Source organism: Eubacterium sp. AM05-23 (assembly GCF_003477535.1).
GTDB lineage: Bacteria > Bacillota > Clostridia > Eubacteriales > Eubacteriaceae > Eubacterium > Eubacterium maltosivorans.
On sequence record NZ_QUDF01000006.1, the window covers coordinates 301,096 to 314,611 of the forward strand.

A 13,516-nucleotide genomic window follows, 5' to 3' on the forward strand; every position below is an offset into this window, starting at 1 on the left:
TTTACAAAAGCAAAATTATAAAGTATAATCAATCTTATAAAAATAATAAAAAGATAAATAAAATATAGAATGGAGGTAAAGGGTACTTTGAAATCTCTTTTATCAGATATTAGAATAAAATACAATACCTTTTCAAAGGCACAGAAGCGCTTAGCGGATTATATCCTGTGTGAACCAGAGAAGGTGACTTTGCTGTCAATTACAGAATTGGCCGGGAAAGGTGATACCAGCGAGACAACGGTCATGCGGCTGCTTAAAAAGCTGGAATACGATTCCTATCAGGTTTTTCGTATTAACCTGGCAAAGGAATTGACAGAAAAGCCTGGAGAAACCCTTAATGAAGAGCTGAGTGAGGAGGATGGCCTGGCGACCATTAAGAAAAAGGTCATCAAGCATAATGTAACAGCCATCAATGACCTGGAGCAGACCCTGAGTGAAGACACCATTGCCGAGTTTCTTGAGTTTCTCGCAGCGTCGAAGCGGGTTCTCTTTTTTGGCGTGGGCGCGTCCGCGTCCATTTCTCAGGATGCGCTCCACAAATTCGGCAATATCGGCATCAATGTGTGCAGCCATCCCGACCCGCACCAGATGAATATTATCTGCGCGCATTCGACGCCGGATGATCTTTTCATAGCGGTTTCTCACACTGGGGAGAGCCAGGAGGTGTTAAATGCGGTGTCCATTGCCCGGAAAAACGGCAGTAAAATTATCAGCCTGACCAGCTATGCCAATTCGAGCCTGGCCAAAATGTCAGATCTTTACCTGCTGAGCTCGACCAATGATAAAAAATATCATTCTGAGGCCATGGCGTCGCGTATTGTGCAGCTGACCATCATTGATATTCTTTATATTGCGACCTTTATGCAGAATGAGGATGTTTATTTTGAAGAGATGAACAAGTCCCGTATTGCTGTGGCGCTTAATAAGACCTGAGAAATAAATAAGAGCAGCTGGGTGGCTGCTCTTAAAAGACAGGAGATAAGTTTGATCAATATTGTCAGGGAGGGTTTAGCGGTATTTATCCTGGAAGGCTACCACCTGGTCAAAGGCGCCGGTAGACAGGGATTTGTAAACCTGCTGCCAGGTACGGAAGGCGTCCTCGTAGCGTTTTACATTTTCCGGATTTGGCTCATAGCGTCTGCGGATTTTTACCATGTGCTTTTCGGCTTCCTCAAAGTCCTTGTAGATGCCTACGCCGACAGCGGCGACCATGGCACAGCCGAGGGCTGTAGCTTCTTCTACGGCGACAACCTCGCAGGAGCGGTTGAAGATATCGGCCTGCATCTGGCACCAGAGCTCTGAGCGGAAGATACCGCCAGTCAGGCGGACCATGTCAAAGTCCGGAGCGCCGCCGGAGACCATGGCGTCCAGCATATCGCGGATATCATAGTTTACCCCTTCCATGGTGGCGCGGATAAAGTCTTCCTTGGTGTGTCCGACGGTCATACCGATATAGGTGCCTCGGGCGTTGGGGTTCTGGTTTGGTGTAACCGCACCGGCAAAGTAAGGCAGGAAGAACAGGCCGTTTGCCCCAGGGTTCGATTTGGTGGCCACAGAGGTCAGAAAGTCATAGACGCTGATGTCGAGGGATTCTGCGGCGAGCTGTTCAACGTCGCAGAACTGTTCTTTAAACCATTTGAAGGCAGAGCCGGAGGCATTGGCAACCCCTTCCATAACCCATGCGCCGTCGGGTGTGCCTAAAACATAGCATCTTCTGGATGGGTCGCGCAGCAGATTAAAGGACTTGCCGGCTACGATACCGGCAGTACCGCCGCAGGCATAGCCGACGCCTTCACGCACGCAGCCGCAGCCCAGGCAGCCGGACTGCTGGTCGCCGGTACCCATGACAATGGGAGTGCCCTCTGCCAGACCGGTTCTCGCGGAAACCTCAGCGGTTACCTTGCCGATGATGGTGCCTGGCTGCCGCAGCGGCGCCATTTTATTGATATCAATACCAAGCGCTGCGCAGATCTGCGGGTCATACTGGAAGTCTGGACCGTTGAGCTGTACCCACGGCGTATCGTTGATGTCATCGTAATAATCATCAGCACCGTAAGCCTTAGTGACAAGGCCCATCATGGTGTGGATAGTGGCGGCCTTTTCATAGGCTTCCGGCATGTTTTTCAGAATCCACTGGAGATTGCTCTGGGGATTGACGCCGCCCAGCGGCATACCGCAGCGGTCGTACAGCTCGTCGGCAGATAAGCCTGCTGCCACAAGCTTGCGCTCAACTTCAGGGATCATTTCCGCGCTTCGCATATCCTGCCAGATAATGATGGGCATGGTAAAGCCGCCGTTTTCGTCGCGCAGAGCCACGGTACAGCGGAACACGTCTGTACTGATGGCCGCGATTTCTTCAGGGTCAACGCCGCTGTTGTCAATGGCAAGGCGGGTGGTGCGGTATAAATGCTTGATGAGCTCGTCGCCGTCACATTCCTGGCGTCCGGGAGCCGGATAAGTCAGCGGATTCATGATCTGGCCTGAGCCGATTTCATTGCCGTCAAAGTCAAACACAACCGTTCTCGCGCTGGTTGTTCCTAAGTCGATACCTACTACATATTTTTTTTCTTTCATGATTTTACCCCTTATTTTAAATTAATTTAAATTTTCCCGATCAATTATGTTTTATGCTAGCAAGCTTTTTTGTCGATGTTTTTGGTTGCAATAACATTGACGCCGGTGCCGCAGACATCCGGTACAATAATATCCCCAATTTTCACAGGTGCGGTTACAACGATTTTTCGGATCGCCTCCATGCAGTCAAATATTTTATCCTTTGGTATGTCGGATTCTGTCTTGACCGATACCATCTGGATATCCCCTTCATTGACTTTGACAATGGAGGTAACGATCCGTGTGGGTTGTGTAACCTCTTTACGCGCATACTTTTCGCCGCGGCTGCAGGTGTGTCCGGTGACGCTGGTAATTTCCCCCTGCTCCATGGTGATGGTGACAGCGCAGCCGAGCGGGCATCCGATACAGGTAATTTGTTTTTCCATATGCTTAGGCCTCCTCGATTTTAATCAGAATCTGTTTTAAGTCCGGTTCAGCCTGGAGATCCTGCCTGGTGAGTTCAATTTCTTCCATTTCCCCTGGGGTGACAATTCTCTTTTTCCGGTGCTTGACGCGTTTGTCATCAAAGTAAACGGAAATATAACTGTTTTCGTAGACGCCGCTGACACGGAAGCGGACTTTAAGGGTTTCGCTCATACGGCTCAGGCCAATGGTTCTGGGCACTGTGTAGCTGATACCTTCCCCTGTGGCCAGCTCAATGACCGGCCCTGCCTCTGCTTTTAACTGCTTCCGGACATATTCCGCCGCGCATTTTCCCGCGCAGGCAGCTTCCTCAGAAACATAGTCGACCAGATCGTGGACATGGAGCACGTTGCCGCAGGCAAAAACACCTTCCACATTGGTCTCAAAGCTTTCGTTGACCACCGGGCCGTTTGTTTTTTGGTCAAGGTCTACACCCATTTGACTGGAGAGCTCATTTTCAGGAATGAGACCGACTGACAGCAGGAGCGTGTCACAGCTGTATTCCTCCTCAGTTCCGGGAACAGGTTTCATATTTTCGTCCACCTGGGCAATGGTGACACCCTCCACCCGTTCCTGCCCTTTGATATTTACGACTGTGTGGCTCAGTCTGAGCGGAATGCCGTAATCGTCCAGGCATTGGACGATGTTGCGCTTAAGGCCGCCGGAATAAGGCATGATCTCTGCCACGACCTTTACCTTTGCCCCCTCCAGGGTCAGGCGTCTCGCCATGATGAGGCCAATATCTCCAGAGCCCAGAATAACGATTTCGCGGCCGGGCATAAAGCCCTCGATGTTGACAAAGCGCTGGGCAGTGCCGGCGCTGTAAATGCCAGCTGGTCGAAAGCCCGGTATGTTGAGCGCGCCTCTGGGGCGTTCCCGGCAGCCCATAGCCAGCACAATGGCTTCTGCCTTAAGTTTAATCAGGCCGTCAGTGCTGTTCATGATGGTGAGCACCTTATCCTCGGTGATGTCTACCACCATAGTGTTCAGTTTGTACTCAATCCCCAGACGGGTAACATCGTCAATAAAACGCTGGGCGTACTCGGGGCCGGTCAGCTCTTCCTTAAAGGTGTGAAGGCCAAAGCCATTGTGAATACACTGGTTTAAAATGCCGCCGAGCCGTTTGTCACGTTCCACAATTAAGATATCGCCGGCGCCTTCTTTTTTGGCGGAAATGGCGGCCGCAAGTCCTGCCGGCCCTCCGCCGATGATGACTATTTCATAAGACTTCATAATCAACCTCTCATTTCTGTCCGATTTCTTTGTCACAGCCGATCAGAAGCTGCGATGCGCCGCCCTTTTTGGTGATATCTGTCATTTTAACGCCCAGCTCTCTGGAGAGAATCTCCATGGTGCGCGGCGTACAGAAGCCTGCCTGGCAGCGGCCCATACCAGCCCGGGTTCTGCGCTTGACAGAATCCATGGATTTTGCGCCGATGGGACGGTTGATGGCGTCCATGATTTCGCCCTCGGTGACCATCTCACAGCGGCAGACAATATTGCCGTATTCGGGTTTTTCCTTGATGAGCGCCATTTTTTCTTCGTTGGACAGGCTGTCAAATTTCAGGACACCCTTGCGTCTGGCGATGAAGTTTGTTTTCTTTTTAAGCTGCATTTTCTCCGCGATGATCCCGGAGAGCATGACGCCAATGGCCGGTGAGCTGGTGAGACCCGGCGATTCGATACCGGCGGCGTCAAAGAAGTTTTCAGCGTCGGCCACCTCCTCGACAATGAATTCGTGGTGGTCCTCGTGTGCCCGCAGGCCTACAAAGGAGGTGATAATCTTGCCCAGCGGCAGAGGATTTTTATGCAGAAAATCAGGTGAAGCGGCGATTTCCTTCAGTGAGTCCAGCACCTCCTGGGTGGTCTGGAAGGATTCCTTGTCGTCCACGTCGGCTGCGGTTGGCCCTACAAAGAAGTTGCCGTGGATAGTCTGGGAAGCGGCGATGCCTTTACCCATTTTTCCGGGCAGAGGTACTACCGTCGCGTTGAAGATGGTTCCGAGTGATTTGTCAAAGAAAATATACTCGCCCTTTCTGGGAGTGATGTGAATTTTCTTTTCACTGACCATGTTGTGAAATTTATCGGCGTAAACGCCGGCAGCATTGGCGATGGCCTTTGTCTGGATATCGCCGCGGCTGGTTTTGATGGTGTAGAAGCCGTCGCCCTTAACAATGTCATAGGCTTCGGTTTCAAATTTGAACGCCACGCCGTTGACGTTGGCGTTTTCACCCATGGCGATGGCGAGATTAAAGGGACAGATCACACCGCCGGTGGGCGCATAGAGCGCGGCGACAGTCCGCTCTGTGAGGTTAGGTTCAAGCCGCAGCACTTCATCCCTTGAGACGATGCGGCAGCCCGGAACGCCGTTTTTCTCGGCGTGATCCAGCTGCTCCTGAAGCTTTGGCAGGTCTTCCTCATGGGTACAGACAATGAATTTTCCGTTTTTCTTTACCGGAAAATCCAGCTCCTCAGAAAGCTCCCACATTAATCGATTACCTTCAACGCATAACTTTGCCATCAAGGAGCCCGGGTCAGCCTCAAGGCCGGTGTGGATAACACCGGTGTTGGCCTTTGAGGTTCCCGAAGCGACATCGTCCCCTTTTTCGATGACGCATGCGTTTATTTCATATTTTGATATTTCACGTGCTATGCAGCAGCCGGTAACACCGGCGCCGATGATCACAAGATCATACATTTTTTTCACCTGGCCTAGCTTTCCTTTAAAAGTCCGATGGCTGAGCTGGTGCCGATGCGCTCACAGCCTGCGCCTAAAAATATTTCCAGATCGTCTACGGTTTTCACGCCGCCGGAGGCTTTCATTTTTACAGCTGGTCCGATATGCGCTTTAAAGAGGTTGATATCCTCAATGGTGGCGCCGCCTGTTCCAAAGCCGGTGGAGGTTTTGATATAGTCTGCGCCAGCGTTTGTGACCAGCTCGCAGACCTTAACCTTTTCTTCTTCGGTGAGGTAGCAGGTTTCAACAATGACTTTTAAGATGTGGTCGCCGGCTGCTTTTTTCAGCTCGGCAATTTCATTTTGGACGTAGTCGTAATCCTTGTCCTTTAAAGCGCCGATGTTGATGACCATATCCACCTCGGAGGCGCCGCCTAAGATGGCTTCCTTGACTTCGAAGGCCTTGACGGCAGTGGTGTTATAACCCAGAGGAAAACCGATGACGGTGCAGACATTCAGGGCATCGCCGTAGGTTTCTTTCGCTCTCTTCACAAAGGAAGGGGGAATGCAGACAGAAGCGGTTTTATAAGCCACCGCGTCGTCGCAGAGGGCCTTGATCTGGTCCCAAGTTGAGAATGCTTTTAAAAGTGTGTGGTCAATGTGGCCTAAAATTTCTTGTTTGTTCATTTTTATACTCCTTTATTCAGTCTTGTCATCTTTATTTCAGCAACTCAATAAGTTCATTGAGCGGCATGCCGTCCTTTGGAATAAACTGGCGCCAGTACGCGCAGGTTTCCTTTAATTTCTTTTTGATTTCTCTTGGATGCTCAGCGTTAGATGCGAAAATTTCAAAGCTCAGATAGATGGCCTCAGCCTTTGGCGGCATGGCGGCGTCTTCCGCTTCATAGGATTTCGCGATAGCCCTTAAGAGCCGGGCGCCGTCGATGATGCCCGCTGTGTTGTTATCCCTTGTAAAGGCCGCGTGGGAGGAGGTAACGCCGTTGGTCTGCTGCATATGCATGATGGGGGAATAGCAGGCCAGTTGTTCAAGCCAGGCGTAAGGGTCAGAGTCTGCCGGATCAAAGGAGAAAAGATGGGGGTAGCGCGCCATATCGGCTTCAATGGCGTTCAGGACTGCGTCGCCGGCGTCTCTGTTTTGGATGGCTTTCTCCCAGATTGCGTAGGTGGTGTCGCCGCCCAGCCAGGGTTCGGTGAAGGTCTCGCCTTTTACAGCGGCTTCAATGCTCTGGCGGATCTCGCCGCGGCAGGGCTTCCGGAAACGTACCTGGCCGACCATGTGGCCCAGATCAACCGTGGTATAGACGGGGTTATGGTCAATGCTGTAGATATCCCGGAGAAAGTTTTTTGTGCCCTCGATGGTCCAGGGGGTCTGGTGCGGTGCGTACATAGCCTCAACACATACGGGAATACGGCCGTTTTCCTTTGCGATTTTGCCGATTTCGGATAGAATCGCTGAGACCTTGCGCGTTTCCTCTTTGTAAAGGTCTGGATCCTGAAGCACGCTGTCGGGATAAGCGTGAAGGGAAAAGCCAATGCCGGAGCCCCGTGCGCCCAGCCTTTCAATGGCGGGCTTTACCCAGCCCTCCAGCATATGGCGTGCCATTTTAGGATTTGGATGGGCCAGTCCGGCAGTCCGGTAAGTCTGGTAGCCGGTAAAAAAGTTGGCGACACGGATATTCTGCGCGGCCTCCACAGCCTTTACGCGGTCAAACCATTCGTCGAGGTACCACTGGGGCGAGTAGAAAAAGTCGGCCTCGTTGTCAAAGCTGGCCTCGACATAGTCAAAGCCAAGCTCTTTAATGAGCGGCCCCCAGGTTTCGGGCTCCACCCAGCGTTTGATGGCAAAGCAGTTATCCAGTGCCAGGTATATTTTTGGGTAGTTCATAGATGATCTCCTGTTTCTAGTTTATGGATGAACAACAACCTTCATGATGTTTTCATCCCGGATTGCGGTGAAGCCGTCCATGATGTTTTCCAGCTTAATGGAACGCTCAATATATTTTTTGGCGTCCAGCCTGCCCTCTGCCATGAGCTGCATGATCTCGCGCATGCAGTCTGGTGTGGTGGCGTGCACGCCGCAGACCTGAAGCTCCTTGTAATGGATCAGATTAGAGTCGATGTGGCCCTTGCTCTCGCCCGGTAGTCCGCCGAACAGGGAGATACGCCCCATTTTCGCGGCGATGATCTGCGCTTCGGTGTGCACAGAGGGGACGGAGGTTGCAGTGATGACGACGTTGGCGCCGCGTCCCTCTGTGATTCTTTCAACTTCTGCCACCGTATCCTGAGTGAAGGGATTGACCCAGATCACCCCCGGTACCTTTTCCATGGCGATTTTTCCGCGTTTTTCGACAGGTTCCACAATAATGACCTTTGCAGCCCCTTTCTGGAAAGCAAGCTCGGCATGGATACAGCCAATCATGCCGCTGCCGTAAACGACCACGAAATCGCCGGGCTCGATGTGCATGTAGCGCTGGCCGTTTAAGGCGCAGGCTGCCGGTTCGATCAGGGTGGCGTCATCATACTCGATGCTGTCCGGCAGCTTGATGACATTGTTCATTCTGATGGCCTGGGCCGGAACCTCCAGATAAGGCGCGAAAACGCCCTCATACTGGAAGCCGATAGTGGTCAGGTGGTCACACATATTGGTGTGGCCGGTTTTGCAGGGCCAGCACTCGCCGCAGCCGATGGCCGGGGCGATGGTGACACGGTCTCCTGCCTGATAACCATGCTCCCGGGCAAGCTTGCCGGCATGGACAATATCCCCGGCACACTCATGGCCCAGGACACGCGGCACATCAATTTTGTCATTTCCCTTTAGGAAAGTCCGCATGTCTGTGCCGCAGATCGAAGCAGATTTTACCTTGACGATGATGTTACCGTCATTTCCCTGAGGCTCGGGAACCTCCCGAACCTCGAGCTCTCTGTTTTCATTAAGTACGAATGCCTGCATGTCTAAGTTCCTTTCGATTATTCCTGTCCCCAGGGATAGAACATCACCTTGTTGTAGAAGAAGCCGCCCTCTTTGATTTTATCGAAGATACCTGGGCAGTCGTCCAGAGGCAGGCGGTGGCTGATGATATCTTTGGCGGTCATTCCGCGTTCGCCGAACATTTTTAAGGATTCCGTCCAGTCTTCACCGGGATAAGGCTTCGTGAAGGAGTTCCATGAACCGATAACGCTCAGCTGGCTTCTCATGATGGTGTCCACTTCTTTTTCGCTTAAGTCTAAGCCTTTATGAGAAATTCCGAGGAAGACAACCCGGCCCATTTTAGAGGCCATGAGAATACACTGTTTCTGGGCTGCAGGAACACCGGAGAAATCAATGACCAGATTTGCACCTTTGCCGTCAGTGGCTTTTTTAACCGCCTCCACAGGATCTTCATTTAAAGAGTTGATCACCACATCTGCGCCAACTTTTTTGGCGATGTCCAGCTTTTCATCCCAGACGTCAACAGCAATGACCTGAGAGGCGCCGCAGAGCTTTGCGTACTGCGCGGCGAATAAGCCAATGGGGCCAGTGCCGCAGACACAGACGCTGTCGCCTTCTTTAAAGTTGCCGCGCATGAGTCCGTGATAGGCATTTGCGCACGGGTCAAGGGTCGCGGCGTCCTCATAGGATACGCCTTCCGGAACCTTGAGCAGGTTCGATTCCTTGACGGATACATATTCGGCAAGGGCGCCGTCGCGTCTGGAGCCATAGTAATCATAATCCTCACATAAAGAATAGATTCCCTTCTGGCACCATTCGCATTTTCCGCATGGAATGAGCGGCGGAACCACAACCCGGTCCCCGGGCTTAAAGTTTTTCACATTTTTTCCAACCGCTTCGATTTCGCCGGAAAATTCATGGCCGATGGTGATCGGAGAAACATGAGCGCCATAGACCAGAGCTCTCGGAATATCTGAACCGCAAAGACCAACAGCGCGAACCTTTACCATCGCTTCGTCGTCCATCATTTCCGGTTTTTCGACATCCTCAACTCTCAAGTCCCCAGGCTTATACATTCTTACTGCTTTCATTTTTAATCTTTGCCTCCTCTGAATATTTGTTTTCACGAAAATAGTATTAAATTTACGTTTTATATTTACCGTTCGTAAATTATAAACGAATTATAACATCATTTTTTGACGATGTCAACACAAGTATCGTAAATTATTAACGAAAAAGTGTTTTACTTTCAGAGAGTTATGAAGTATAATTAATTCAAAAAGAGGAAAAAGGGAGAAATCTTATGGCTTCTTTATTAAGTGATATACGAACAAAGTACAATCTGCTCTCTAAAACGCAGAAGACCATTGCAGACTACATACTGGATAATCCAGACGCCACCATTCTTTTGTCTATTACAGAGCTGGCCAATAATTGCAGCACCAGCGAGACAACCGTTATGCGGTTTCTTAAAAAGCTGGATTATGATTCCTATCAGATTTTTCGGGTTAATCTCGCAAAAGAACTGATTGACAGTCCCAGTGAGACCATCAATGAAGAAATTGCGGAGGGCGACAGTACCTCTGATATCAAGCGCAAGGTAATTAAGCATACCAATACCGCAGTCAGCGATCTTGAGTATTCCATTGACCAGAAGGATATTGACCAATGTGCGGAGATGATTCTTAATGCAAGGCGGGTGACATTTTTTGGAATCGGCGCGTCTTCGGCCGTCGCCATCGATGCGCTGCATAAGTTTGGAAAAATCGGGTTGAATGTCAACGGCTTTCAGGATTCACACCTGATGAACATCCACTGCTCACATATGACCTCAGAGGACGTTCTGTTTGTGGTTTCTCATACAGGTGAAAGTGTGGAGGTGCTGAACGCAGTCACCCTGGCCAAGGAAAACGGCGCAAAGATCATATCGCTGACCAGCTTCAGCAATTCCAGCCTGGCCAAAAAATCCGATGTGTTTTTATCCAGCTCCACCAATGATAAAAAGTACCATTCCGAAGCCATGGCGTCCAGAATCGTTCAGCTGGTGATCATCGATATCCTGTATTTGTCCGTCTTTATGCAAAATGAGGCTAAGTTCTATAAAGCTCTTAACCAGTCGCGAATCGCGGTATCTTTAAACAAAACATGAAAAAAGTTCCAGCCAGAATTTGGCTGGAACTTTTTGTATTGGGGTAAACACTTCCCCTACCTCCATTATACCCCATTAAATTTTTAACTACAAGACTGTTTATTTCCAGAAAATGCGCGTACAATAGAGGATACTTTACATGAGAAAGGAAGTGTCTGGAAATGATGGATCTTATGAAAACAGCGGCTGAGGTACAGCTGGTGGAGGACACAAAAGCAGTGCTGGCCTGCAATGAGGAAAGCGAACACTTTGGCCTTGCCCTGTCCAGCGAGGATGCGCTGGCAGTGATGGAAGCCCGAAATGAAAGCCTTAAGAAACACCAGCGCGTCGAGATTGGCCCCTGCGTCACTAAGAAAATCATCCACCTTTTTTGTGACTCCCAGTATATCTGGCAGGATAATTATGTCGAAACGCTCAAGCGGCTGCAGGATATTTTTTTCCTGTATAAAAACGAATGTGACGACCTGGTTTCAGATGACGAGCTGCTGACTTTTATGCAGGAGCAGTTCGAGGGCGTGTGCTTCGGCGATCTCGACTATCTTGAGACTACCTGTCTCCAGCGGTTCTGCATGGCAATTCAGGCCGGCTACCGCGGCTACCGGCAATCCGGCGGCCACAGCGAGTACAGCCTGTTTGACGAGGAACCGCGGTGGGATAAGGCGCTTTATATGCAGGTGCTCAGGGAGCTGGCATGGGAGTAGAAAGGTCTATACGATCAGTCTTAAAGCGCATTGCTCGTTTTACTCAGAAAAAATTCCCTGAAATTTTCCGGTGTTCCCTTTGTGAAAGCATTCTTTTGGAGTACAAAATAGATATTTTTGTAGTAAAAGACAAAATGAAGATCATCTTCTTTAAAATTGGTCAGCTCACTGTATTCCAAATGTTTCATATAAGTACAGTCGGCGTAGTTTTCATAAAATAAAAACACAGGGGGATCGTTTTTAACGTTATTCACTTTTCTTAGTCTGGAACCCTTTAACTTTGTTATCCAAAAGATAAAGCGGTCATAGTTACAAGCATAAAGCTCAATAAGTACTACAAGGCTCAGTGCAGCTAAGCCGATGAGTGAAATCAGATCAAATTTAAACCCGCTTAAAAGAAAAATGATTATTTCTATTCCGGCGATAAGCACTCCTATGATTTTTATGTTTGTCATATCTTTGGATAAACCCAGGGTATTTTTTTTCAAAAGTTCTTCAGTATCCGCTTTGGTGTAGTGCGGCTCATTTATGTATAGCGCTTCCATGATGACCTCCATTATTTTTTTTATATTATACCAAAAGAAAGCCCCCTTTAAAAGAAAGCTTTCTATAAGACATTTATTAGTTATTATATGTATTGATGGCCAGCAGGACAGCAATCATTAAAGCTGCACCAGTAGATGCAGTAAGACCGCCCGTTGGAACAGCGGCTATCAGTAGTACTATCGCTAAAACAAGCCCACCTGTATATAAAAGTGCTCTATGATTTGCAACAATATTATCAAGATCCTGTTGATAATCTGGTTGTCCTTTCATTTTAAAGGAAATTTCGAAATAAACATTTCTGTTTTCAACGGATGTACTATAGACTAACTGTTTTACCTGAATATTAAATGTTGGGAATCCATCAACGGTTGAAAATGAAATGGTCAGCGTACCATGATTAATACTGTTCGCAAAAGCAACGGATGTTTGAATACCTCCAGAAGCATTGATGATAGCTTTATCGGTCGCTGTTAAAGTATCTAAAATTTTTTCTGCGGTAGTAATGTCACCTTTTTCAAATTCGCCGTTATTAATAGTAATTGTGGCTTTATCACTTGAAGGAATGGTACTGGTGTCTACCATTGGCGTAAATGAACCACTCAGGCCGAACTTGTATTCAATATCAATGAACGGACCTGGAATAGTGGTTTTCTGATTCCAATCCCAGCCAATACTTGGATCAATGTGAAGAATTCTAAGCATTTCATTACAAAGTCCTTTAGCGACATTAGATAGAGTAAGGGATGAAACCCCGGTATCCTGTCCTGAAGCCATTACTTTATCAATATTAATTTGTGAGTCACCTGAACCATAGCTTGTTTCATAAAATTGGTCAAAGGCCCAATTGCTTGGAATTCGTACACCAATATTACCTGAAAAGCCTGTTGACATATCTGCGACGTAGCTTGTTTTGGCGTAACCTGCATTTGAAACACGAGTGCAGACATTACGCGGTCCATAAATTCCCACATTGTAGTGGAGTAAATATATTGAAAGTGCTCTGAAATATTCGAGAATATTGCTGTCTACCTCAAAATCATAAGCATCAAAATCGACTGCAAAGTAAATCGTTGTATTCTCTGGAAGTCCTAGCTCTTGAGCTGTTGATGCAGCATATAAAGCGTCCTGTCGGCCCTGCTCATGGGTAAAGTAGCTTGCATCGGTAACATCCATGTTTCCGGATAAATCATTACCTGATCGTTCAAAGATAGGAACAAACTTCATTCCAGCTTCCAGAATTAAACTGATTTCTGAAATGGATACGGCCCAATAACCTGTAATATATCTTCCAACATAGTTGATACCAATACTTTTTAGATACTGAGCTCGCTGGTTCGTGATGCGGTCAGTACAATCGCAGGCATTGCAGCTGCGGTCCACATTTCCTTTGCTGACAAGTAAAGCTGCCCAAGTCGACAAGCCAACCCATCCATCGGCCTCCAATGCCATCAGGCTCTG

13 protein-coding genes are annotated in these 13,516 nt (G+C 48.8%); 3 read left to right on the top strand and 10 right to left on the bottom strand.

Features of this window, described 5'->3' with window-relative positions; all coding sequences use genetic code 11:
- Window positions 1–69: 69 nt before the first annotated feature.
- Window positions 70–933 (top strand): MurR/RpiR family transcriptional regulator, encoded by an 864-nt coding sequence (locus DW091_RS10620; protein ID WP_013378407.1) that lies wholly within the window; start codon window positions 70–72, stop codon window positions 931–933.
- A 75-nt stretch (window positions 934–1,008) separates the two neighbouring features.
- Here the strand turns inward: DW091_RS10620 and DW091_RS10625 are convergent, their stop codons facing one another.
- Genes DW091_RS10625 through DW091_RS10660 form a run of 8 tightly spaced genes read right to left on the bottom strand, consistent with a single transcriptional unit; the run spans window position 1,009 to window position 9,753 of the window.
- Window positions 1,009–2,574, bottom strand: coding sequence for an FGGY family carbohydrate kinase (locus DW091_RS10625; protein WP_118518132.1), 1,566 nt, complete (start codon window positions 2,572–2,574; stop codon window positions 1,009–1,011).
- 56 nt (window positions 2,575–2,630) lie between these two features.
- Window positions 2,631–2,999: a DUF1667 domain-containing protein gene (locus tag DW091_RS10630; protein WP_118518133.1), complete on the bottom strand. Its 369-nt coding sequence runs from the start codon at window positions 2,997–2,999 to the stop codon at window positions 2,631–2,633.
- 4 nt (window positions 3,000–3,003) lie between these two features.
- A complete protein-coding gene (locus DW091_RS10635; RefSeq protein ID WP_118518134.1) occupies window positions 3,004–4,269 on the bottom strand; it encodes an FAD-dependent oxidoreductase in 1,266 nt (421 codons plus the stop codon).
- A 10-nt stretch (window positions 4,270–4,279) separates the two neighbouring features.
- Window positions 4,280–5,734 carry an NAD(P)/FAD-dependent oxidoreductase gene (locus DW091_RS10640; RefSeq protein WP_058692990.1) on the bottom strand — a complete coding sequence of 485 codons (1,455 nt, stop codon included), beginning with the start codon at window positions 5,732–5,734 and terminating at the stop codon, window positions 4,280–4,282.
- 14 nt (window positions 5,735–5,748) lie between these two features.
- Window positions 5,749–6,399, bottom strand: coding sequence for a deoxyribose-phosphate aldolase (gene deoC, locus DW091_RS10645; RefSeq protein ID WP_118518135.1), 651 nt, complete (start codon window positions 6,397–6,399; stop codon window positions 5,749–5,751).
- Window positions 6,400–6,430: 31 nt separating this feature from the next.
- Window positions 6,431–7,618, bottom strand: coding sequence for a hypothetical protein (locus DW091_RS10650; RefSeq protein WP_118518136.1), 1,188 nt, complete (start codon window positions 7,616–7,618; stop codon window positions 6,431–6,433).
- 21 nt (window positions 7,619–7,639) lie between these two features.
- Window positions 7,640–8,683, bottom strand: coding sequence for an alcohol dehydrogenase catalytic domain-containing protein (locus DW091_RS10655; RefSeq protein WP_074616363.1), 1,044 nt, complete (start codon window positions 8,681–8,683; stop codon window positions 7,640–7,642).
- A gap of 17 nt (window positions 8,684–8,700) precedes the next feature.
- Entirely contained in the window at window positions 8,701–9,753 is a 1,053-nt protein-coding gene (locus tag DW091_RS10660) for a galactitol-1-phosphate 5-dehydrogenase (protein ID WP_058692994.1), read from the bottom strand.
- A gap of 212 nt (window positions 9,754–9,965) precedes the next feature.
- On the opposite strand from DW091_RS10660, the gene DW091_RS10665 reads away from it, so the two are divergent.
- Both DW091_RS10665 and DW091_RS10670 read left to right on the top strand, forming a co-directional pair.
- Entirely contained in the window at window positions 9,966–10,811 is an 846-nt protein-coding gene (locus DW091_RS10665; RefSeq protein WP_058692995.1) for a MurR/RpiR family transcriptional regulator, read from the top strand.
- A 161-nt stretch (window positions 10,812–10,972) separates the two neighbouring features.
- Entirely contained in the window at window positions 10,973–11,512 is a 540-nt protein-coding gene (locus DW091_RS10670; RefSeq protein WP_074616361.1) for a DUF6323 family protein, read from the top strand.
- A gap of 20 nt (window positions 11,513–11,532) precedes the next feature.
- On the opposite strand, the gene DW091_RS10675 is transcribed toward DW091_RS10670, so the two are convergent.
- Window positions 11,533–12,057, bottom strand: coding sequence for a YcxB family protein (locus tag DW091_RS10675; RefSeq protein WP_118518137.1), 525 nt, complete (start codon window positions 12,055–12,057; stop codon window positions 11,533–11,535).
- Between the two features lie 76 nt (window positions 12,058–12,133).
- A partial coding sequence (locus tag DW091_RS10680; protein WP_118518140.1) for a glycoside hydrolase domain-containing protein occupies window positions 12,134–13,516 on the bottom strand: 1,383 nt, incomplete at its 5' end.

Bases quoted from the DNA above. Each gene is read 5' to 3' on its own strand.
- DW091_RS10650 (WP_118518136.1), bottom strand. From the start codon at position 7,618: ATGAACTACCCAAAAATATACCTGGCACTGGATAACTGCTTTGCCATC.
- DW091_RS10630 (WP_118518133.1), bottom strand. From the start codon at position 2,999: ATGGAAAAACAAATTACCTGTATCGGATGCCCGCTCGGCTGCGCTGTC.
- DW091_RS10625 (WP_118518132.1), bottom strand. From the start codon at position 2,574: ATGAAAGAAAAAAAATATGTAGTAGGTATCGACTTAGGAACAACCAGC.
- DW091_RS10675 (WP_118518137.1), bottom strand. From the start codon at position 12,057: ATGGAAGCGCTATACATAAATGAGCCGCACTACACCAAAGCGGATACT.
- DW091_RS10640 (WP_058692990.1), bottom strand. From the start codon at position 5,734: ATGTATGATCTTGTGATCATCGGCGCCGGTGTTACCGGCTGCTGCATA.
- DW091_RS10665 (WP_058692995.1), top strand. From the start codon at position 9,966: ATGGCTTCTTTATTAAGTGATATACGAACAAAGTACAATCTGCTCTCT.
- DW091_RS10635 (WP_118518134.1), bottom strand. From the start codon at position 4,269: ATGAAGTCTTATGAAATAGTCATCATCGGCGGAGGGCCGGCAGGACTT.
- DW091_RS10655 (WP_074616363.1), bottom strand. From the start codon at position 8,683: ATGCAGGCATTCGTACTTAATGAAAACAGAGAGCTCGAGGTTCGGGAG.
- DW091_RS10620 (WP_013378407.1), top strand. From the start codon at position 70: ATGGAGGTAAAGGGTACTTTGAAATCTCTTTTATCAGATATTAGAATA.
- deoC (WP_118518135.1), bottom strand. From the start codon at position 6,399: ATGAACAAACAAGAAATTTTAGGCCACATTGACCACACACTTTTAAAA.
- DW091_RS10660 (WP_058692994.1), bottom strand. From the start codon at position 9,753: ATGAAAGCAGTAAGAATGTATAAGCCTGGGGACTTGAGAGTTGAGGAT.
- DW091_RS10670 (WP_074616361.1), top strand. From the start codon at position 10,973: ATGATGGATCTTATGAAAACAGCGGCTGAGGTACAGCTGGTGGAGGAC.